Annotated in this window: 23 protein-coding genes and 1 tRNA gene; 9 read left to right on the plus strand and 15 right to left on the minus strand. The window is 68.8% G+C overall.

The window, feature by feature from the left end:
• The first annotated feature begins 26 nt into the window (after window positions 1-26).
• Complete coding sequence (locus tag VF592_RS04485; RefSeq protein WP_331004411.1) at window positions 27-437, plus strand: endonuclease domain-containing protein; 411 nt, start codon at window positions 27-29, stop codon at window positions 435-437.
• Window positions 438-531: 94 nt separating this feature from the next.
• On the opposite strand, the gene VF592_RS04490 is transcribed toward VF592_RS04485, so the two are convergent.
• Together VF592_RS04490 and VF592_RS04495 are read right to left on the minus strand one after the other, a co-directional pair.
• Window positions 532-921 carry an acyl-CoA thioesterase gene (locus VF592_RS04490; protein ID WP_331004412.1) on the minus strand — a complete coding sequence of 130 codons (390 nt, stop codon included), beginning with the start codon at window positions 919-921 and terminating at the stop codon, window positions 532-534.
• Complete coding sequence (locus VF592_RS04495; RefSeq protein WP_331004413.1) at window positions 918-2,975, minus strand: S9 family peptidase; 2,058 nt, start codon at window positions 2,973-2,975, stop codon at window positions 918-920. Before VF592_RS04495 ends, VF592_RS04490 begins: the two co-directional genes overlap by 4 nt.
• Before the next feature lie 213 nt (window positions 2,976-3,188).
• Here VF592_RS04495 and VF592_RS04500 point away from each other — a divergent pair, with 213 nt between their 5' ends.
• A complete protein-coding gene (locus VF592_RS04500) occupies window positions 3,189-3,953 on the plus strand; it encodes an outer membrane protein (RefSeq protein WP_331004414.1) in 765 nt (254 codons plus the stop codon).
• 15 nt (window positions 3,954-3,968) lie between these two features.
• Here VF592_RS04500 and VF592_RS04505 read toward each other — a convergent pair whose 3' ends face one another.
• Entirely contained in the window at window positions 3,969-5,054 is a 1,086-nt protein-coding gene (locus tag VF592_RS04505) for a hypothetical protein (protein ID WP_331004415.1), read from the minus strand.
• A 113-nt stretch (window positions 5,055-5,167) separates the two neighbouring features.
• A complete protein-coding gene (locus VF592_RS04510; RefSeq protein WP_331004416.1) occupies window positions 5,168-5,515 on the minus strand; it encodes a DUF393 domain-containing protein in 348 nt (115 codons plus the stop codon).
• 50 nt (window positions 5,516-5,565) lie between these two features.
• Here VF592_RS04510 and VF592_RS04515 point away from each other — a divergent pair, with 50 nt between their 5' ends.
• From VF592_RS04515 to VF592_RS04530, 4 genes are all read left to right on the plus strand, one after another.
• A complete protein-coding gene (locus tag VF592_RS04515; RefSeq protein WP_331004417.1) occupies window positions 5,566-6,489 on the plus strand; it encodes an NAD(P)/FAD-dependent oxidoreductase in 924 nt (307 codons plus the stop codon).
• 34 nt (window positions 6,490-6,523) lie between these two features.
• A complete protein-coding gene (locus VF592_RS04520) occupies window positions 6,524-6,895 on the plus strand; it encodes a hypothetical protein (RefSeq protein WP_331004418.1) in 372 nt (123 codons plus the stop codon).
• 100 nt (window positions 6,896-6,995) lie between these two features.
• Window positions 6,996-8,795 (plus strand): aminopeptidase P family protein, encoded by a 1,800-nt coding sequence (locus tag VF592_RS04525; RefSeq protein WP_331004419.1) that lies wholly within the window; start codon window positions 6,996-6,998, stop codon window positions 8,793-8,795.
• Entirely contained in the window at window positions 8,774-8,896 is a 123-nt protein-coding gene (locus VF592_RS04530) for a hypothetical protein (RefSeq protein ID WP_331004420.1), read from the plus strand. Before VF592_RS04525 ends, VF592_RS04530 begins: the two co-directional genes overlap by 22 nt.
• On the opposite strand, the gene VF592_RS04535 is transcribed toward VF592_RS04530, so the two are convergent.
• Entirely contained in the window at window positions 8,863-8,988 is a 126-nt protein-coding gene (locus VF592_RS04535) for a hypothetical protein (RefSeq protein WP_331004421.1), read from the minus strand. The genes VF592_RS04530 and VF592_RS04535 overlap by 34 nt on opposite strands.
• Window positions 8,989-9,087: 99 nt before the next feature.
• Here VF592_RS04535 and VF592_RS04540 point away from each other — a divergent pair.
• Window positions 9,088-9,162 (plus strand) — tRNA-Thr (locus VF592_RS04540).
• A gap of 327 nt (window positions 9,163-9,489) precedes the next feature.
• Here VF592_RS04540 and VF592_RS04545 read toward each other — a convergent pair.
• The gene (locus VF592_RS04545) at window positions 9,490-10,176 is read right to left on the minus strand and encodes a DAPG hydrolase family protein (RefSeq protein WP_331004422.1); all 687 of its coding nucleotides are present in this window, start codon (window positions 10,174-10,176) and stop codon (window positions 9,490-9,492) included.
• 189 nt (window positions 10,177-10,365) lie between these two features.
• Here VF592_RS04545 and VF592_RS04550 point away from each other — a divergent pair, with 189 nt between their 5' ends.
• Window positions 10,366-12,771 carry a TonB-dependent receptor gene (locus tag VF592_RS04550; RefSeq protein ID WP_331004423.1) on the plus strand — a complete coding sequence of 802 codons (2,406 nt, stop codon included), beginning with the start codon at window positions 10,366-10,368 and terminating at the stop codon, window positions 12,769-12,771.
• 13 nt (window positions 12,772-12,784) lie between these two features.
• Window positions 12,785-13,444 carry a glutathione S-transferase family protein gene (locus VF592_RS04555; RefSeq protein WP_331004424.1) on the plus strand — a complete coding sequence of 220 codons (660 nt, stop codon included), beginning with the start codon at window positions 12,785-12,787 and terminating at the stop codon, window positions 13,442-13,444.
• 13 nt (window positions 13,445-13,457) lie between these two features.
• Here the strand turns inward: VF592_RS04555 and VF592_RS04560 are convergent, their stop codons facing one another.
• From VF592_RS04560 to VF592_RS04600, 9 genes are read right to left on the minus strand one after another with little or no spacing between them, the layout of a single operon-like run.
• The gene (locus tag VF592_RS04560) at window positions 13,458-14,900 is read right to left on the minus strand and encodes a carotenoid oxygenase family protein (protein WP_331004425.1); all 1,443 of its coding nucleotides are present in this window, start codon (window positions 14,898-14,900) and stop codon (window positions 13,458-13,460) included.
• A gap of 11 nt (window positions 14,901-14,911) precedes the next feature.
• Window positions 14,912-16,105, minus strand: coding sequence for a M24 family metallopeptidase (locus VF592_RS04565; RefSeq protein WP_331004426.1), 1,194 nt, complete (start codon window positions 16,103-16,105; stop codon window positions 14,912-14,914).
• 2 nt (window positions 16,106-16,107) lie between these two features.
• Window positions 16,108-17,064: a D-2-hydroxyacid dehydrogenase gene (locus VF592_RS04570; protein WP_331004427.1), complete on the minus strand. Its 957-nt coding sequence runs from the start codon at window positions 17,062-17,064 to the stop codon at window positions 16,108-16,110.
• On the minus strand, window positions 17,061-17,483 hold the full coding sequence (locus VF592_RS04575) for a GlcG/HbpS family heme-binding protein (protein ID WP_331004428.1): 423 nt from the start codon (window positions 17,481-17,483) through the stop codon (window positions 17,061-17,063). The genes VF592_RS04570 and VF592_RS04575 overlap by 4 nt, the downstream gene beginning before the upstream one ends.
• Window positions 17,480-17,971 carry a hypothetical protein gene (locus VF592_RS04580; protein WP_331004429.1) on the minus strand — a complete coding sequence of 164 codons (492 nt, stop codon included), beginning with the start codon at window positions 17,969-17,971 and terminating at the stop codon, window positions 17,480-17,482. The genes VF592_RS04575 and VF592_RS04580 overlap by 4 nt, the downstream gene beginning before the upstream one ends.
• Window positions 17,968-18,822 carry a 3-hydroxyacyl-CoA dehydrogenase family protein gene (locus VF592_RS04585; RefSeq protein ID WP_331004430.1) on the minus strand — a complete coding sequence of 285 codons (855 nt, stop codon included), beginning with the start codon at window positions 18,820-18,822 and terminating at the stop codon, window positions 17,968-17,970. The genes VF592_RS04580 and VF592_RS04585 overlap by 4 nt, the downstream gene beginning before the upstream one ends.
• Window positions 18,819-19,748: a 3-keto-5-aminohexanoate cleavage protein gene (locus VF592_RS04590; RefSeq protein WP_331004431.1), complete on the minus strand. Its 930-nt coding sequence runs from the start codon at window positions 19,746-19,748 to the stop codon at window positions 18,819-18,821. The genes VF592_RS04585 and VF592_RS04590 overlap by 4 nt, the downstream gene beginning before the upstream one ends.
• Before the next feature lie 3 nt (window positions 19,749-19,751).
• Window positions 19,752-20,552 (minus strand): SDR family NAD(P)-dependent oxidoreductase, encoded by an 801-nt coding sequence (locus VF592_RS04595; protein WP_331004432.1) that lies wholly within the window; start codon window positions 20,550-20,552, stop codon window positions 19,752-19,754.
• The gene (locus VF592_RS04600; RefSeq protein WP_331004433.1) at window positions 20,549-20,899 is read right to left on the minus strand and encodes a cupin domain-containing protein; all 351 of its coding nucleotides are present in this window, start codon (window positions 20,897-20,899) and stop codon (window positions 20,549-20,551) included. Before VF592_RS04600 ends, VF592_RS04595 begins: the two co-directional genes overlap by 4 nt.
• Window positions 20,900-20,968 lie beyond the last annotated feature (69 nt).

Below are 20,968 nucleotides of genomic sequence, written 5' to 3' on the forward strand. Positions count from 1 at the left end.
AGCGAGTGGTGGAGGGGGAGGACAGAATGCGCCTGACCAGCGACGATAGCGGCAAGCGCCAAGCCAAAGCCCTCCGCCGCGACATGAGCCTTCCCGAAATCCTGCTCTGGCGCGAACTCCGCAGAGAGTCGATCCGCTGGCGCAAAAGCCACCCGGCGGGGCCTTACACCTTGGATTTCTACTGCGCGCCGGCGAAACTGGCCATCGAGGTGGACGGCGAGGCTCATGGTCGCGGTGACCGCCCCGAGCGCGACGCTGCGCGCGATGCGTGGATGTCCGAGCACGGCGTCAGCACGCTCCGCATCACGGCTTCGGCGATCCTTCGCGACCTCGACGCGGCGCTTCGCCTCATCGTAGCGGAAACCGAAGCCCGCCTATCGCTGCCATCACGAGCCCCCACTTCTCCCCGCCAGGGGCAGGGAACCCCGAAGCGGTGAAGGGAGAGGACCGGGCGACCGTCGGGGAGTCCTCCCCCTCCACCACTCGCGTGAAGAACGCGAGTGGTCCCCCTCCCCCTGGCGGGGGAGGACTTCAGGCCAGGAACGGCGCCGCCACCTCGGGCCTGATCCGCAGCAGCCGCCCGGTCGCGCGGTCGAGCAGCGCCCAGCTGGTCACCGCCTCCACCTTCACTCGCCCGTCCGCGCCGGCGAAGCGCACCCGCCGGTCGAAGCGCGCGCCGCGTGGCGGATCGGGGACCCAGGTCTCGCCCGTCACCCGCTCGCCGACGGCGACGTTGCCCCGGTAATCGATCTCGTGCCGCACCACGACCCAGACATAGGCCAGCCGGTGCTCGGGCGGCGCCACCGCCTCCCAATGCGCGACCGCGATCTCCTGCACCCAGCGCACCCAGACCGCGTTGTTGACATGACCCAGCTCGTCGATGTCCTCCGGCGCGGCGGTGAAGACGCGCCGGAAGGTCACCCCTCCACGCCCATCTGCCACAGCACGAAGGCATGTTCCTCGGCCGCCTCGCGCAGGCTGTCGAACCGCCCCGACTTGCCGCCATGCCCCGCGCCCATATTGGTCTTGAGCAGCAGCAGCTTGTCGTCGGTCTTCGTCGCGCGGAGCTTCGCCGCCCATTTGGCGGGCTCCCAATAGGTCACGCGCGGATCGTTCAGCCCGCCGGAGATGAACAGCGGCGGATAGGCCTGGGCGCGCACATTGTCGTACGGGCTGTACCCCCGGATCAGCGCGAACGCCGCCGGGTCCTCGATCGGATTGCCCCATTCGGGCCATTCGCCGGGCGTCAGCGGGAGGTCGGCGTCGAGCATGGTGTTGAGCACGTCGACAAAGGGCACGTCGGCGATCACCGCCCCCCAGAGTTCGGGGTCGGAATTGACCACCGCCCCCATCAGCTCGCCCCCCGCCGAGGCGCCCGCGATCGCGATCCGCCCCTCGGCGGTCCAGCCTTCCGCGATCAGCCCGCGCGCGACATCGACGAAATCGTTGAAGGTGTTCTCCCGCTTCTCCAGCTTGCCGTCCAGATACCATTGCTGCCCCAGATCGTCCCCGCCCCGGATATGCGCGATCGCATAGGCGAAGCCCCGGTCGAGAAAGGACAGCCGCCCCGTCGAGAAACCCGGCGGGATCGCATGGCCGTACGCGCCATAGGAATAGAGGAATACGCGCCCAGTCCCGTCGCGCGGGAAGTCGGCGGGGTAGACGATCGACACCGGCACCGGCGTCCCGTCGCGCGCCGCGATCTTCAGCCGCTCGGTGCGATAGCGCGATCCGTCATAGCCCGACGGAATCTCCTGCACCTTCAGCGTCTCCAGCGCGCCGGTCGCGAGGTGATAATCGTAGACCGTGCCCGGCGTGACCATCGACTCGTAGCCGAGCCGCAGCTTCTCGACATGATATTCGGGATTGTCGCCCAGCCCGGCGGCATAGCTCGCTTCGGGAAAGGCGATGCGCTTTGACTCGCCGCCGTCATAGGAATGGATCAGCACCTGATCCAACCCGTCCTCGCGCCCCTCGACGACGAAGAAGTCGCGATAGCATTCGACGCCCGTCATGTAGAAATCGGCGGACGGCGCGATCAGCTCGGTCCACCGGCCCGGATCGGCGACGGGTGCGGTGCAGAGCCGGAATTGCGGGTCGATGTCGTTGGTGTGGATGAACAGGGTGCCCTCATGCTCGTCGACATCGTACTCGCGCCCGACCAGCCGCGGCGCGACCAGGATCGGCTCGGCGAGCGGATCGTTCGCGGGCAGCAGCCGCACCTCGCTCGTCACATGGTCGCCCGTGCCGATGACGATCCACGCCCGCGACGACGTTTCCGCCACCGCCACGCGAAACCCCTCGTCCGCTTCCTTGAACAGCTCCACATCCTGCGCGACGGGGGTGCCCAGCCGGTGGAAGCGCGCATTGTCGGTGCGCCATTGCTCGTTGGCGACACCGTAGAGGAAGCCGCTGTCGTCGGCGGTCCACACGATGTCGGACAGCATCCCCGGTATCACCTCGGGCAGATGCTCGCCCGTTTCCAGGTTCTTGACGCGCACCTCGAACCGCTCGGCGCCGCTGTCGTCGATCGCATAGGCCAAATGCCGCCCGTCATTGGACACCGCGAACGCGCCCAGCCGGAAATATTCATGCCCCTCGGCCAGTTCGGGCTCGCTCAGCAGCAGCTGGTCCGGCCCGCCGGCGACGGGCTTGCGCCACCACAACCGATACTGCCCCCCCGTCTCGAACGCGGTCCAGTAGAGCCAGTCGCCATCCTTTTGCGGCACGGAGGATTCGTCATCCTTGATGCGCCCCTTCATCTCTTCATAGAGTCGGTCGATCAGCGGCCGGTGCGGCGCCATCACGCTTTCGAAATAAGCGTTCTCGGCCTTGAGATAGGCGAGCACGTCCTGGTCCTCGACCTCCGGATAGTTCGGGTCCTTCAGCCAGTGATAGGGGTCCTCGACGGTCGTGCCGTGGATGGTGAAACTGTACGGACGCCGCTCGGCGACGGGGGGAGGAATATCGGTCATCCCGTCCGGCTCTAGAGGCGGGAGGTGACACGCTCAACCCGCCGGCGATCGCGGCGGGCATGGCCCTTCCTGTCACCGCCCCGCAACAGTGTGACAAGGATGACCAGAATACATCATTTGAAGGATGCGGAGGTTTCGCTCCCTTTCCTAACAAGTTCGCGGGCGCGCTCTCGTGGGGGGCTCACCGACTGTACAGAGCTGAAAAGGGAGGGAATGATGACTATCCGAAGCTATGCCTCGGCGCTCGCGCTGACGGGCGCGTTCATGGCGACCCAGGTCGCCGCGCAGGAGGCCCCGGTCGATACCGATGCGCGCGGCGCCTATGTCTCGCTCCATGCGGGCGTGGCCGGGGTGAACGACGTGAATGTCGGCTATTTCGACGAGGGCGGCACCTTCGGCGGCAGCGGCGCCACCGACACCGCCGCCTTCCGGGTCGACCTGAAGAACGCATTCACCTTTGGTGGGGCGATCGGGTACGACTTCGGCACCGTTCGCGGCGACATCGAGCTCAACTATTCGCGCAACAGGGTGAAGGGGCTCGAGCTGCGCAACATCAACGGTCAGACGGTCACGCTGGACGCCGCCGACCGCGCGGAAGTCTGCGATTATCTGGAAGCCGATAGCTGCGGCGGGTCGGGCAACAGCTTCACGTTCGACGGCAGCCGCTTGCGCCAGCTCAGCGCGCTGGCCAATCTGTGGCTGGACATTCCGACGGGGTCGGTCGTGACGCCCTATGCGGGCGGCGGTCTCGGCATCGCCGGCTATGAGCTGGACGGCGAGGGCAAGGCACGCTTCGCCTGGCAGCTCGGAGCGGGCGTGGCGTTCGACGTGTCGCCGGGCGTATCGCTGTCGGTCGATTATCGTCGTCGACAGACCAACGGCACGACCATCACCGACGACGAGTTCCCCGACGCGGGCGTGCGGATCGGCAAGGTGAAGACCAACCTGTTCACGGCAGGACTCCGCTTCCGCTTCTGACGCGAGGCGACGCGGTCAGCCCAGCAGGCGCGTCAGCAAGCGCGCCAGCTCGGGCTGGCTGTGCGTTCCCGTCTTGGCGAACACGCGGGCAAGCTGCGTGCGCGCGGTCGCATAGGTGACGCCGAGCCGGTCGGCGGCGGCGCGCAGATCGAACCGCGTCTCCAGCAGCATGTCGGCCAGCCGGGCTTCGGCCTCGGTCAGCCGCCACGTCCGGCGCACCCGCGCCGCCGATCGGCGCGGCGCGGCCTCGGGGTCGACGATCCGGACCACCGCGCCGAAATGTAGGTCCAACGGTACGGCATAGTCGCGGCCCGGCGCGACCAGCACGACGATCTCCTTCTCGCCGCCGGGAAGCGGCAACATCATCCCGCCCTCCCGTCGACGCGCCGGATCGCCCCGCAACGCGGCGCGGATCAACGCGTCGAACTCGTGCTTCTTCGCGGGTGCGGTGGGCGACAGCTCGCCGCCGCGCACCGTGATACCGGCGCCACGCGTCAGCATCGCCTCGGCGGCCGGGGTGGCGCCGGTGACCTTTCCGGCCGCGTTCAGCGTTATCGTCACCTCATCCGAAAGCCCCAGGTCCAAGGTTCGCGTACCCATCCGCTGGGCGCGGGTCAGGTGATCGAACAGGGCGACGAAGATCGCGCGCTCGCGCGCGTCATGTGGCTCGTCCGCACCGCGCGCATGGACCGATGCGCCGAACTGCGCGCCGTCGCGCTCGGCGAAGACGGCGGTCCAATGCCCCGTGCCGATGCGATCGCGCGACCAGGCGATGAAATCGTCGTGCCGATGCGCCTCGCGGGTCATGTGGAGATCGGTCGCGAACATCGTCGCACCCGGATTGGCGGCGGTGAAGGCGATGGTGGGATCGCTCGCGAACGCCCCCGCGACCCAATCGTGCAGGCCGGTTTCCACCCGGCCCGTGATATCGCCGAAATGAACCGCCGCCACGATGCTCCGCCGCGCTCGATCATAGACCGGCAGCAGGATCAGGCGGGAGTTCGTCAGTCGCAGCATCTCCGACGCGACCTGGTCATATCCTTGTCGATCACCCGCCGTTTCATAGATCATCCCGATCAATCGCTGCAGATCGTCGTTCACGCGCCCCCCGCCTCATGGACAACCGACGGGTCGAGCCGCGCCGACCCGGCCTGGGCGGATTATAGAAAAGACGCGGTTCGAGGCGCAAGACGCCTCCACCACGCCCGAAGACGTCAGCGCCGCATCCAGCGCTGGAGCGCGGGGCGCACGCGCAGGAAGCGGCCATAGCTCGCCTCCAGCACCCGCAGCACGGCCGGTCGCCGCGCGAGGAGTCCCAAGGGCCGCAGCACCGGGATCGCCCGCCACATCGCCGCGAACGCCGCCGCGCCCGAATGGACGGTCGCACCCTCGCGCGCATGGAAGCGCGCCAGCAGGGTCGCGCGGTCGATCGGACAGACGCTGTCACCATCGGCCACATCCACCCATTCGATCGCGCGTCCCCGGTCGAGCCGCCGCATCAGCGCGATCTCGCGCACGCATAACGGGCAACCCCCGTCGTACCAGACCGTCACCTGTGCCATGGGGCGACACATAGGCGCGGCCACCCGCCCGCGTAACCTGGGGAAAGATCATGCGCGTCGCGATCGTCGGGGCCGGGATGGCCGGGCTCGCCTGCGCCGACGCGCTCGTCGCCGCCGGTTACGGCACAGCCTTGTTCGACAAGGGGCGCGGCCCGGGCGGCCGCATGTCCACCCGCCGCACCGAGCACGGCGCCTTCGATCACGGCGCCCAATACCTGACCGCGCGCGATCCCGCCTTCCTGGCGCAGGTAAAGGCTTGGGAAGCGGCGGGCGTCGTCGCCCCCTGGCCCGCCGCCGGGCCCGATGCCTGGGTCGGCACCCCCGGCATGAGCGCCCCCGTCCGCGCGATGGCGGCGGGGCACGACGTCCGCTGGTCCGCGCGGGTCGACGCGCTCCGCCGCGATGGTAGTGATTGGGTGCTGGAGGGCGTCGACGCGGCCGAGCCGTTCGATGCGGTCGTGATCGCGCTGCCCGCCGAACAGGCCGCCCCGCTCCTCGCGCCGCACCGGCCCGGCTTCGCGGCGACCGCCGCGGCGTCGCGCACGCTCCCCTGCTGGACCGTCATGGCCGCCTTCGACGCGCCGCTGCCGGTCGCGGCCGACGTGATCCGCAACGCCGGGGCGATCGGCTGGGCCGCGCGCGACGGCGCCAAGCCCGGCCGCGCGGGGGGCGAGACCTGGGTGGTCCAGGCCGATCCCGACTGGTCCCAGGCGCATCTGGAGGACGAGCCCGACGAGGTCGCCGCCGCGCTTATCGACCTGCTCGCGCGCCATCTCGGCGCCGCGCTGCCCCCTCCGGTCCATCTCGCCGCGCATCGCTGGCGCTATGCCCGCAGCCGCCCGCCGGCGGACGCCCGCGGTGCGCTCTGGGACGCGGGCGCGGGGCTGGGCGCCTGCGGCGACTGGCTCCTCGCGCCGCGCGTCGAGGCCGCTTGGGCGTCGGGCCGCCGGCTCGCTACCCTGATGGCCGGTTGAGCGTTCTCCCCCTGGATTCCAGCGGAGCCCCCCCATGTCCTATATCCTCGTCAACGCCCTTCCCATCCTCGTCGCCGGGCTCGCGGGCACGGTGCTGATCGCCCTCGCCTGGCGCGGTCGCACCACCCCCGTCATCCTCGCCGCGACCTTCGTCCTCCTGTCCTGGCTTGCGGCGATCCTGGCGGGCGCGCTGATCCTCGCGCCCGTGGAGGCCGGGGTCTGGACCGTCGCGCTGGGCAGCGCCTTCATCATCTGGGTGGGGTTCGTCCTCCCCACCGTGTCGGTGACCCTGGTCACGCGCCGCGTCGGCTGGCCCCGCGCCTTGGCCGACGCCGGAACCTGGCTCGCGGTGATGCTCGTCCAGGCGATCCTGCTCCGCGCGATCGGCGTGGCCGGGCCGGGCTGACCCGCCGCCGCGGCTCCCCCCTGTCCCGGAGCGGCGCGATCTGGCAGTCGGAGCGCGTCAGCGCCGATTCCTCCCAAACCCGTTCAGGTCCGCCCACGCCATGTCCACCCACACAGACCGCCTCCACGCCCTCCGCGCCCAACTCTTCGCCCAGGGGCTGGACGGCTTCGTCGTCCCCCTCACCGACGAGCATATGAGCGAATATGTCGGCGCCTATGCCCAGCGGCTCGCCTGGCTCACCGGTTTCGGCGGCTCGGCCGGGACCGCCGTCGTGCTGGCGGACGAGGCCGCGATCTTCACCGACGGGCGTTACACGACCCAGGTCCGCGAACAGGTGTCCGCCGCCGACTGGGCCTATGTCGGCGTTCCCGAATCGAGCGTCGCGGCCTGGCTCGGCGAGCACGCCGAAACGGGGCAGCGCATCGGCTACGACCCCTGGCTCCACACCCGCGCCGATGTCCGCGCGCTCGCGGCGGCGCTGGCCGACAGCGGCGCCACCCTGGTCGCGGTCGACGCGAACCCCGTGGACGCGATCTGGACCGACCGCCCCGCCCCCTCGCCTGCCAGGCTGACCGTCCAGCCCGACGAACTGGCCGGCCTGGGCACCGCGGCCAAGCGCGCCGACATCGCCGACTGGCTCACCGCGCGCGGCGCCGATGCGGTAGTGCTGTCGGCGCTCGACTCGATCGCCTGGGCGCTCAACCTGCGCGGGGCGGATGTCGATCACACCCCGGTCGCCCTGTCCTATGCCATCGTCCATGCCGACGGCACCGCCGACCTGTTCGTCGCGCGGGAGAAGCTCGACGATGCCGTGCGCCAGCATCTCGGCAATGCGGTCCGGGTGCATGAAAAGACCGATTTCGTGGCGAACGCGTCGAACCTGGCGGGGAAACGCGTCGTCGCCGACCCCGAGCGCGCGGTCGCCGCGATCTTCGACGCGCTCGAAGCCCATGGCGCGACGGTCGTCCCCCTGCGCGATCCCGTGGTGCTGGCCAAAGCGCTCAAGAACGACGCCGAGATCGCCGGCCACCGCGCCGCCCAGGTCCGCGACGGCGCCGCGCTCACCCGCTTCCTGCGCTGGGTCGAGATCGAATGCCCCAAGGGCGGCCAGACCGAACTCTCCGCCGCCGCCAAATTGCTCGAATACCGCCGGGCGACGGGCGCGCTGCTCGACACCAGCTTCGCGACCATCTCGGCCACGGGCGCGCATGGCGCCATCCCGCATTACCACGTCACCGAGGGATCGAACGCGCCGATCGAGCGCGGGCAGCTGTTCCTGATCGACTCGGGCGGCCAATATGCCGACGGCACCACCGACGTGACCCGCGTGATGCCCATCGGCGATCCCACACCCGAGATGCGCGACCGTTTCACCCGCGTGCTGAAGGGCCATATCGCGCTCGCCACCGCGACCTTTCCCGACGGCACGCTCGGCGGTCATCTCGACGCCTTCGCGCGCCGCCCGCTCTGGGAGGCCGGGCTCGACTATCCCCATGGCACCGGCCACGGCATCGGCGCCTATTTGTCGGTGCACGAGGGGCCCCAGCGCATCGCCGCGCCCAATTATCCCGGCGGCGCGGCGATGGAGCCGATCCGCGCACGCATGATGCTCTCCAACGAGCCCGGCTATTACAAGCCCGGCGGATACGGCATCCGCATCGAGAACCTCGTCCTGGTCGAGTCGCGCGACATCCCCGGCGCCGACCGCCCGATGCTCGGTTTCGAGACGCTCACCCTAGCCCCGATCGAGCGGACCATGATCGATCCGGCCCTATTGACGGCACCGGAGGTAACATGGATTGATCGCTACCATGCCAGGGTGGCCGAGATCATCGGCCCCCGGCTCGTGGGAGAGGACAGGGCATGGTTGGAGGAAAAATGTTCGCCGCTCGGATCCTGACCGGCGCGGTGTGGCTGGCGGTCGGCGCGACCGCGCTGATGGCGGCCTATGGGTGCGGCGACGCGGCCTATGCCTTGGGCTCGATGCTCGGCTTGCGCTGATCCGCCTGCTCGCGCGCCAGCGCTTTCCGCTTCAGCAGGTTCGCCCTGAGCTGCGCCGCGAGCCGCGCCGCCTTGTCGTCCGTTTCGCTCATCCGTCCTTCTCCGCCATGGCCCGCCTATCGCCCCTGGCCCCCGCCTTGACAATGCCGCCCCGCTCCGCTCTAGGCGCGCTTCGCCCGTTCGGGTCGAGTGCTGCCGTAGCTCAGTGGTAGAGCGCATCCTTGGTAAGGCTGAGGTCGTGAGTTCAATCCTCACCGGCAGCACCATTTTCCCTCTTTCTTTTAGTGGGTTGGTGACCTCAAGAGGGCGGCGGGGCCGTAGCGCGCGGAGCCGGGCCATCACCGGGCCGTTACGGCTGATCGAGATGATCGATGCTTGTGCGGCCTCGATGACGGCCTGCGGCCCGCCGTCTCCTGGGTTCGCCGCAGCTGATCGGCAGACCGATGAGCAGGGTCCGATGAAGGCGGCGAGCGGTGAACTCCGCAACCCTTCGAAGCGACCTCACTTCATTTCCGATCCTCGAGATCGAACGGCTGGCGGAACTGCCACAGATCGACACCGAATCGCTGCCGGGCGAAACGCTCGCCTGAGACTTACCAGGGCGGAGTCGGCGGAACCTGGTCGCGGCGTTCGGCCTCATAAAGCGACGGCAGGAACCGGGCGAGCGTGCTGAACTCGTCATAGCAATGCTGCAACAGCCTCGGCGCCAGATCGTCGGGGAACATCTCCTCCAGCACCGCCCTGGGCGCCCCCATGCCCGGAATATCGTGTCCCATGAAGAAATGGGTGCGCAGCGCCATGCCCCACGGGGTGTCGCGACACAGGTGGATAAGGCGCGTGCCGATCACCGATCCGTCGGGCTTCCGCTTGGGCTCCGGGCCGGGGCCGCCATGCGCACAGATCAGGCCCGTCACCGCGCCGGCCGCGCGCGCCGCGGCCAGAGCCTCGGGTTCGAAGAACTCGTCGGGATCGCGAAACTGGATCGCAAGCTGCTCGGGCTCGCTGCCGGTAAAGCGTTCCGTCGCATGATGGATCGATCCGACATGCGTGCCCTCGCGCGTCTCGGCCCATTCGGAGGCGACATGATCGGTCGGGTGCCACCAGATATATTCGCGCGTTCCGGGGCGAAACCCGAACCACCATTCGAACATCGCGCCGGTGCAGCGCGGCATGTCGGTCCGGATCGCGACGTGCAGCACGCCGTCGTCGAGGCGTTCAAAGCCCATTTCCAACGGCATGGGCGCCGGGTCCAGCAGCCTGGAACATTCGGAAAAGCGCATGATCTCTCCTCTCACGACATTTTATTGCACCGCATCGCGATACGTCTTGACCGTATTACGGTTTATCTGGCAGGAAGTCGAACAGGTTTTCCGCGACCTTTCCCAGCGCCTCCGCGCCGGGACATGCCGACATCACGATCGGGGGCGCAGGGGATCGGCTTAGGCCGCCAAGGCCGTAGGAGGATGTGCATGAAGGGTTTCCTGACCACCGCCGGTTTCGCCGCGCTCGCCATTGCGTCCAGCGCCGCTGCGCAGACGGCATCCCCCGCCGCACAGGCACCGGGCGACGCCGCGGCGCCAACGGGCGTCCCGACGCAAGCCGCGGAGCAAGGCGCGGTCGGCACGATCCCGACGCCCGAAGCCGATGGCATCGGCGACATCGTCGTCACCGCGCAGCGCCGCTCCGAAAGCCTGCAGCGCACCGCGCTCGCGATCAGCGCGGTCGACGGCGCGGCCATCCGCAACGCGGGCGTCAGCCAGCCGCAGGACCTCACCAAGCTCATTCCCGCCCTCCAGCTATCGCCCTTGGGCGCCGGTGGAACGCAGGTCACGATCCGCGGCGTCGGCAATTTCGCGCCGTTCATCTATTCCGAGCCTGCGGTCGCGATCAATCTCGACGGCGTCTATCTGGCCCGCTCGGCCGCGCCCAACGGATTGTTCTTCGACCTGGAACGCGTCGAGGTGCTGAAGGGCCCGCAGGGCACGCTGTACGGCCGCAACGCGACCGGCGGCGCGATCAACGTCATCGTCGCCCGGCCGCAGCTCGGGGCGCTTGCGGGCAGCGTCGACATGGAGGTCGGCACCTATGACCTCGTTCGCGCGTCGGGGATGATCAATCTGCCGATCGGCGACAAGGCGGCGTTACGCGTCGCCGCGCAGGTGGTGCACCGCGACGGCTATCTCAGTGACGGCTATCTCGACGACATCGGGCAGGCGGTCCGCGCGCAGCTGTTGCTCGAGCCGAGCGATGCGCTGAGCATCAATCTGTCCGCCGACTATATCCATCAGGGCGGCAAGGGCCCCGGCGCCGTATTCTCGACCGCGAACGGGTTCCTCGACAATGACGACCCCTATCGCGGGCCGACCTCGCCGGAATCGAACGCGCTTCTGCGTGGTGCGTCGCTCGCGATCAGCGGGGGACGCAACCCGACGCTGTTGCCGCCGATCGCGGATGACGGCTTCGTCGACCTGGACGCATGGGGGGTGAACGCGACCATCAATTACGACGCCGGCTTCGCCAACCTGACCGTGATCCCGGCCTATCGGTTCACCCGCAACGACTTCAAGGCCTATGCCGGCGGCTTCCCGCTCACCTCGACCGAGCGGTCGGAGCAGACCTCGGTGGAGGTTCGCCTGGCATCGCCCGGCGACTCGGCGGTGAAGTGGGTCGTCGGCGGCTATTTTTTCGACGACGACTCGACCTTGTTCGTCGACGCCAACCAGGGACTCACCCGTACGATCACGACCTCGCCCGGACTGCCCGTCCGCAGCCTCGCGGCCTTCGGGCAGGTAACGGTTTCGTTGACGGAACGGTTCCGCGCCACGGGCGGGCTGCGCTATACCAACGAGAAGAAGTCGCAGACCGGCATCAACATCACGCGCCTGCCCGCGCTTCCGACAGGCTTCCCCGGACCGCCGGCCGCCTTCTATGCGCAGACCTGTCCGACGCCGGGCACGTTCGACATCCCCGCCGGCACGTGCACCGGTCCCTTTTCGGGCGATCTCGAATTCAACAAGCTGACCTACAAGGCGGGCGTCGAGTTCGACGCGGGTGACGCGTCGCTGCTCTACGCCAGCATCGAGACGGGGTTCAAGGCGGGCGGCTTCTACCCCTCGCTGCCCCAGAACACCTTCGCGCCCGAGACCATCCAGGCATTCACCCTCGGGTCCAAGAACCGGTTCCTCGACAACACGCTCCAGCTCAACCTCGAGGCGTTCTACTGGAGATACAACGACAAGCAGATCACGCATCTGGGGCCGATCCGCCCGGCGGGATTCTCGATCATCACCGAAAATGCGGGCAAGGCGAAGATCTACGGGGCCGAGGCGGACCTGCTCTGGCGGCCGACGCGCAACGACCGGCTGAACGTCAACCTCCAATATGTGTTCAGCGAGTTCCAGGAGCTCGTCTACAACGTCTCGTTGCCGGGCGCACCGGGCAGCCGGGCGGCGGTCAGCTGCCCGCAGACGCCCGGCGTCGATCCGGTGTCGGGGCAGCGGTTCGCGACGGTGGACTGCGCGGGCTTCCCGCTGGCGCAGACGCCCAAATGGGTATTGAACGCCAGCTATCAGCGGACCTTCGAGCTCGGCGAAGGTCGCGGCGGGATCGACGCGATCCTGGGCACGCGGCTTCAGTCGGAATATTTCGTCGCCGAGGAGTACCTGCCGGGCCAGTTTCAGCCCGACACCATGGTCTCCTACGCATCGCTCACCTACCGGACCGACGACGGCCGGCTGTCCGTCGGCGCCTATATCGAGAATATCGAGGACGAGGCGGTGCGCGCGTCGGGCTTCGTCCAGCCGGCGGCGGGTCTGCCCATCGTGATCCTGCGCCCGCCGCGCACCTATGGCGTGCGCGCGGGCTTCCGCTTCTGACGGAACTCCCGCGATGTTGACCTTGTACGGCCACCCGTTCTCGCGCGCGCACCGCGTGATGTGGATGCTCAAGGAGCTCGGGCTGCCGTTCGAGCATGTGCCCACCGACTTTCGCGGCGGTGCGACGCGGACGCCGGAATATCTGGCGATCAACCCGAACGGCCGCGTTCCCGCGCTGGTGGACGATGGGCTGGTCCTGTTCGAATCGCTGGCGATCAATCTCCATCTGGCGCGCAAGTGGCAGAGCGGATTATCGTCCCGCGACCTGACCGAAGAAGCCCGGATGACGCAGTGGAGCTTCTGGGTGGCGACCGAGGTGGAGAAACCGCTGCTGCTGGCGGCGGCGAACCTGCTGCTCTTTCCCGAAGGCGCGCGCGATGCCGCGCAGGCGACCATGGCGTGCGCGAAGCTGGACCGGCCGTTCCGCGTGCTCGAAGCGCATCTTTGCGACCGCCCCTACCTGCTCGGCGATCGCTTTACCGTCGCCGATCTGAACGTCGCGGCGGTCATGACGCTGGTGCCGATCGCGGGGGTGCCAATCGCGCGATATCCGTCGATCGCGGCATGGCTGACCCAATGCCTCGAACGCCCGGCCGCCGCCGATTGGAAACCGATCACCTTCACCATTCCCCGCCCCGCGACCGAGGCCGGCGTGCTGGCGATGTTCGTCTAGGCCGCCGCGCGCATCACCGCGGGATCCAGATGCCGTGGAAACCCTCGTGCACGCGCGTGGGAAAGCGGATGGTCGCCACCGGACCCGCGCGCAGGTTCAACGCGTCGAGTATGACCAGATCGGTGCGGTTCTCCGCGCGCCGCCCGACGATCGTCACCAGCCAGCCATCGCCTTCGGGCGCGTCGGGACTCCGCGGCACGAACACCGGTTCCTCGGGCGAACTGTCGGGTCCCGCATAGAAGTAATCGAGCGCACCGGTGCCTGCGTCGAAATGCCCGATACAGGTGAACGGCGGTCCCTTGGGGCCGAAGGGCAGCATCGGTCCAAGCTCGGTATTGCTCGTCCCGAACCAGAAATGCCGCGTCTTCGTCGTCGCATGGCGAAGGTCGATCATCGGCATCTCGCCGATGTGCGGGAACATCTTCTCCGCCGTGAAACCCCCGGTGTTCGACTCCAGATCGATCGTCCAGCGATAGGCGAAGGGCGGCTGCTCGCGCGCGCCCGGCGTGTTGATGTCGGGGAATTGCGACAGCCAGCCGGTCTGGGTGATGAAATGTTCGAGGTGGAGCAGGCTGCCCTCCTCCCACGCGTTGAACGTGTGCGTCTGCATGACCGGCGTCGGGCTGTCGAACCAGCGGACGTTGCCCGCCCCACCGGGCGCGCGCGGCACGACCGCGACCGTCGTCGGGCGGGTGTCGTCCCAATGGAAGAACGCCTCCCCCGCCTGCACGCGGTCCCAGTCGCACACCATCGGACAGATCGTGAAGGCGATATAGTGTTCCGACAACAGGCAGTCGTGGATCATCGAGGCGTAAGGCGCGTGAAACCGTTCGGTCCGCGTCAACATGCCGTCGGCGCCGATGAAGTAGATTTCGACCAGCGTGTCCGCCTTGCCCTCGACGAAATAGCCATAGGCGACCATCTCGCCCGTCGCCGGGTCGATCTTGGGATGCGCGGTGAAGGTCTGGCTTTTCAGCGTCCCGTTGAAATCATAGCTGCCGATCGTCGCCAGCGTGTCGCGATCGATCTCCATCGGCCGAGCGGCCTCCTTGAGCGCCAGCAGCTTGCCGCCATGCCACACGACCGAGGTATTGGCGGTGCCGCGGTCGATGCCGGCGACGCTGGGGTCATCGGTGAACGGGTTGCGATAGCGCCCGAACAGCGCCCGCCCCGCGGCGCGTTCCAGCTTCAGCTTCTCGGTCTCGACATAGCGGGTCTTCAGGCTCGCACGGCCGTTCTCGATACGCACGCGGTGGAGCATGCCGTCGCCGTTGAGGAACAGATCGTCCTCGAACAACGGGGGAAACTGATGATCGGCGCTGTTGCGGATATAGTCGCCGTTCAGTTCGGGCGGGATGGTGCCGATCACCTCCAGATGATGAACGTCGCCCTCGATCCGTACGGGGGCGGCATAACCGCGAAAGACCGGCGTGTCGGGGAAAGCCAGATGCGTCACGGCGTCGTCCTTCAGTTCAGCTCGGTGATGATCTCGGGAAAGGCGTGGAGGCGTGTCGTCCCATCCTCACCGATCAGGTAATTGTCGCACAGCCAGTGGAGCCCGTCGCCGTCGAACCAGGTCGGATGACACGACACGACCATGTTCGCCGCAAGCGTCATCGGCTCGTCGAACCGCACCAGCGGGCGCTCGACCATGTCATAGCCCATCGAATGGCAATGGAGCCGGTCTTCCTCGGGCTTGCCATGCGCGCGCATGAACGCGTTATACTCGTCCCAGATCGCGGGACAGGAGGCGCCGGGGCGGAGCCGGTCGAGCATGAACGCCCGCGCCTCGCGCACGAACGCCACGCCGGCCTGCATCGCCGGGGTCGGGGGCCCGAGCGTCGCGGTGCGGCCCAGTTCGCAATAATAGCCGCCGGCTCCGCTGTTCTCGATCAGCAACGACAGCTGGTCGCCCGGCTGGACGACCCTATTCTGATAATGGCGGTTGGCGAACTGGACACCGACGCCGATCGGCGACGAGGCGGCCATATAGAGGCCCTGCTCGCTGCCCTCGCGCAGGGCGCTATACTCGGCGGCGGCGGTCACGTCGCGGTCGCGCGCGCCGGGGCGGAACGCGGCGAAGGCGGCGGTCATCGCGCGATCCTGCATCGCGGCGGTCTCGCGGATGACCGCGATCTCGTCGGCGCTCTTGATCGCCTTGATCCGGTCGACCAGATCCGTCGCATCGACGAATTTCGTCGCGGAGAGCGGACCGGTCTTCAACGCATCGACTAGATGATGCGACAGCGTCGACAACCCCACCAGCCCGATCGTCGCGCGCGCATAGCCGGCCAGCGCCTTCGCGGTCAGGTCCGCATCATAGGCGTGGGTGTAGCCGGCCGAGGCGTAGATCGCGGCAGTCAACATGCGGTCGACCCCGCGGCGGCGGCCGTCGCCTTCGGGCGGCAGGCGCCGGTCGATGCCGAACGGTCCCTGCCCGATCAGGGTCATGCCCGCATCGCGCGGAAAGACCACGATCTCGGTATAGCCCTGGGTGGCGGGGAGGTCGGTGAACCACTTGACGTAGCCGCCCATGAAATCCTGGTTGGCCTGGGTCAGCAAGACGTCGATGCCCGCCTGCTCCATCGCGCTGCGCACCGCCAGCCAGCGGCGTTCGAGCTCGCGCGTTGGTATGGGTGTGTTGACGCGGTCGTCCTGCATGATCAGTTCACCCGGTTCGCGAGCGCGCCGGGACCGCCTTCGCGAAAGCGGCGCATGTTGTCGATAATCAGGGCGAGCACCTCGTCCGCGTAACCGGCGTGCAGGCCGCCGAGATGCGGCGTCACGATCACGCGCGGATGATCCCAGAACCGGCTGCCGGAATCGAGCGGTTCGTGCGCGAACACGTCGAGCGCCGCGCCCGCGATTCGTCCGGCATCCAGGGCGTCGAGCAAGGCGTCTTCATCGACCACGCCGCCGCGCGCGAGGTTGACGAGGCAGGCGGTCGGCTTCATCGCCGAGAGCAGGTCGGCCCCGACGAGGCGGTGCGTGTCGGCCGAATAGGGGGTCAGCAGCACCAGCCAGTCGAGTTCGCCCGCCAGGCGGAGCAGATCGGCCCTCGGCTCGACGCGGTCGAAGTCCGGCATCGCGCGCGGGTTCGCACTGACCCCGACCACGGTCATGCCCAGCGCCTTGCAGCGAGGGGCCAGCGCCGCGGCGATCGCCCCGGTGCCGACGATCCCGACCGTGCCGCCCGCGAGCAGGCGGGGGGCGAACCGGTCCCATCTCCGATCCCGCTGACTGGCGATCACGCGAGGAAGGTCGCGCGCCAGCGACAGCATCGCGGCGATTGCCGCCTCGGACATCTGCGCACCGTGGACGCCGCGGACGTTGGTCACCGCGACATGGGCGGGCAGATCGGGGTGGCCGAAGATGTTGTCGGTGCCCGTGCCGATCGTCTGGACCCAACGCAGCTTGCGCGCCGCGCGGAACAACGCGCCCGCGTCCGCGCCGAGCGCAGGCCCGATCGTGACGAGCAGTTCCACATCGCCGATCACCGCCTCGGCATCGGCGAGATTGTCGGCCTTGTGGACCGTCGTGTCGGGGAACAATGTCGCCAGCCGCTCCACCGCGAACGCGCTCAGCTCGGGTTCCTTCAGATAAGCGAGCACGCTGGTCATGCTTCCGCCACCAGCCCGGCGGCGGCGATCCCCGCCAAAGCGCATAGCTCGTCATTGTCGGCGGTGTCGCCGCTGATCCCGACGGCACCCATCAACTCGCCGGTCGCAGAGCGGACCAGCACACCGCCGGGCACCGGAACCAGCGGCACCAGCGCGTTGACCGCGGCGTAGAAGGCGGGGACCTTGGCGGCGCGGGTCGCGATCGACCGACCGCCCAGCCCCATGCCGATACAGCCCGCCGCCTTGGCGCGCGCGATCTCGACGCGGTAGGGTGCGGCCTGTTCGGACCGCTGCACGACCAGGATCGCGCCGCCCGCATCGAGCACGACGCAGCAGAGCGGCGCAAAGCCTTGCTCCGCGCCCGCCGCCATCGCGGCTGAAGCGACCATGTTGCCCTGCGTCAGCGTCAACATGGTCATGCGCGCCCGTCCGCGAGCGCGCGCAGGACCACGATCGGGGCCGTGGCCAGTCCCACCACCGCGCCGAACACGATATTGAAGATCACGAACCCGCGCCCGTCCAGCGGCACTATGCCGAGCAGGGTCGCCACGACCGCGCCGACCGCGACCAGCGCGACTATCGCCACCAGGGCCATGGCGACCGCGCGCAGGACCAGGTTGCCCGGCAGCGCGCGCAGCGGCGCGGGCAGATCGGCCCATGGCAGCGCCAGCGCCGGCGTGGCGCGCACGCGACCGCGGATGACCTTGGTCGCGATCAACGTCATCAGCAAGGTGGGGATGCCCGCGCCCTTGGCCATGCCGCCGAGCAGGCCGTCGGCGCCGCGCAAGGCCGCGGGCGGCGCTATCCCGGCCAGCCACAGCAGCGCGGTGATGATGACGGCGTTGATGACGACCGCGACGACCGTCTCGTTGCGAACGGCGGCGCGCTGTTGGGGATTGAGCGTCATGCGCCGAAACTCGCGCGCAGGTGCGCGGACAGGCGTTCGCGCAAAGCGGTGACACTGGCGGTGGTCCAACCCGAATGGAACCCGCTGCCCGCCGCGACACCCGTCGATCCCGCCGCGATCCGCGCCCGCAGCGCCGGCGACGGCGCGGTCGCGCGGCTCAGCATCGGCAGGACGACATCGTGGATCTGCTCGGTCAGCCCGAGCCCGACCAGATCGGCATTCTCCAGCGGTCCGAGCACCGCCAGCCGCGCGCCGAAGCTGCGCTTGACGATCAGATCGATGTCGGCGGGCGAGCAGAGCCCCTCGTCGACCAGCGCCATCGCCTCGCGCCAGAGCGCATGTTGCAGGCGGTTGCCGGGCACCACGTCGCCGTGAACGCGAACGGGTTCGCGCCCCGCCTGCGTCAGCAAGGCGATCGTGCGCTCGACGGTTTCAGCCGCCGTACGCTCGCCGGGGATGACCTCGACCAGCGGGATGATGTCGGGCGGGTTCCAGAAGTGGGTGCCGACGATCCGGCGAGCGTCCGCATCGCCCACGCGCGCGCTCACCAGGCCGACCGGGATGACCGAGGAATTGGTGGCGAGGATGGTATCGGCGCCGGCGTGCGCGACGAGTTCGACGAACAGCGCCTGTTTCGCTTCCGCGATCTCGGCGATCGCCTCGATCACCAGCTCGGCCTCGGCGACCGCCTCCCGAAGGTCGCGCGCGATCCGGACGCCGTCGCCCGCCAGCTGCGCGGCGGCAGCGGCGTCGCGGTCCCACACCGTGACGGGCCATTCGATCGCCGTGAACAGACGTGCCAGCCCCGCCCCCATCAGCCCCGCGCCGATCAGGGCGACCCGCGCGGTCACGCGATCCGCACCCGGTCGCGACCCTTGAGCCCGAGCATCGCGCGCGCCTCGTCGGGCGTGGCAGGCTCCAGCCCCAGTTCGGCCAGGATCGTCCTGATCTTGCCCACCTGTTCGGCGTTGCTCGCGGCCAGCTTGCCGCGGCCGATGAACAGACTGTCCTCCAGCCCGACGCGGACATTGCCGCCCATCATCGCCGCCTGCGTCACCAGCGGCATCTGCGCGCGCCCCGCGGCCAGCACCGACCAGACGTAATCGCTGCCGAACAGGCGGTCGGCGGTGCGGCGCATGAACACCACATTGTCGGGCTCCGCGCCGATCCCGCCCAGGATACCGAACACGCTCTGGATGAAGAAGGGCGGCTTCAAGATGCCGCGATCGGCCAGGTAGGACAGGTTGTAGAGATGGCCGATGTCATAGCATTCGTGCTCGAACCGCGTGCCGTGGTCGGTCAGCAGTTCGGCGACGCGGCGGATGTCGGCGAAGGTGTTGCGGAAGATGAACTTCTCGCTGTCGGCGATGTACTTCGCCTCCCAAGGGAACTTCCAGGACTCGATCTTGCGGCCCATCTCGTGGAACGAGAAGTTCATCGAACCCATGTTGAGCGAGCACATCTCAGGGCTGAAATGCAGCGCCGCCGCCAGCCGGTCGTCGGGACTCATGTCGGGACTGCCGCCGGTCGTCAGGTTGATGACCGCGTCGGTCGCCGCGTGGATCTGCGGGAGGAAGCGCTGATAGACTGCCGGGTCGCCGGTCGGCGAGCCGTCTTCGGGGTTGCGCGCGTGCAGATGGAGGATGGCCGCGCCCGCCTGCGCCGCCGCGATCGACTGCGCGGCCAGATCCTCGGGCGTCCAGGGCAAGGCGTCGGACAGCGTCGGCGTATGGATGCCGCCGGTGATCGCGCAGGTGATGATGACCTTGTTGGGCATAGTCTATCCCGCCGTATAGCCGCCGTCGGGATAGACGACATGGCCGGTGTGGAAGTCGGACGCGCGCGAACAGAGGAACAGCAGCGGCCCCGCCAGATCCTCGGGCTCCCCCAGCCGCCCCACCGGCACGCGCGCCAGGAAGCCCGCGCGGACCGACTTGGCATGGTCGTCATCGGCGAACATCCAGGCGGTCAGCGGCGATCGGAACACCGTCGGCGCGATCGCGTTCACCGTGATCCCGTGCTTGCCCCATTCGCACCCAAGCGCGCGGGTCATGCCGTCCACCGCCGATTTCGACGTGCAATAGGCCGAATAGCCCGCGGGATGGCCCAGCTTGCCGCGCGCGGACGAGGTGAAGACGACCTTGCCGCCGGTGCCTTGCGCGATCATCGCGGCGCCCGCCGCGCGCGCGATCAGCCACGCACCCTCGACATTGGCGAGCATCACGCGCCGGAAGCGCTCGGGCGCCATCGCCTCGATCGCCGCGACCTCGTTGGTGCCCGACGCCACGACGAGGATGTCGATCGATCCGTATGCCTGGGTGGCCGCCGCGACGATCGCGGCGCAATCCTCCTCGGTGTCGGGGCGCCGCGCCACCCGCGTCGCATCGATGCCCGCGACCGCCAGCTCGGCGCCGAGCTCGTCCAACGCCTCGCCGTTGCCGGCCGTGATCGTCAGTCGCGCGCCGGCCTTGCCCAGCGTGGCGCAGACCACCTTGCCGAAGGCGCCGGTCGCGCCGACGACGACGGCGGACTTGCCCGCCACGTCGAACAGCTTCGACACGTCGATCGAGGGCAGCGTCATGATTGCACCACGGGTGCGGGCATCACGACGATCATACTCGCGGGCACGCCGCCTTCGTTGCGCACCTCGCGCGCCTCGTTCGGCGGGATGTAGCAGCTGTCGAGCTTGCCGAGCGTCACCGTTTCGCCACCGCCAAGCGTCACCGTGACCTCGCCGTCCAGCACGACATAGATCTTGCCCGCCGGTCCGGCATCCATGTCCGCACCGCCGCCGGGCGCGATATGGCTGAGGCCGACCCAGGCGAAGTCCGAAGGGCCCGCCTCCAACCCCTGCAACCGCAAGGCGGTGCAGCCGTGATGCAGCGGCGGGTGATATTCGCGCGCCTCGCCTGCCCGGGTCACGTGCATGTCAGGCGCCCTCGCCCGTCTCGATGCGATAGTCGCCCGACGGATCGACGATCGCCACCAGACGCACGA

Source organism: Sphingomonas sp. (assembly GCF_036388435.1).
GTDB lineage: Bacteria > Pseudomonadota > Alphaproteobacteria > Sphingomonadales > Sphingomonadaceae > Sphingomonas.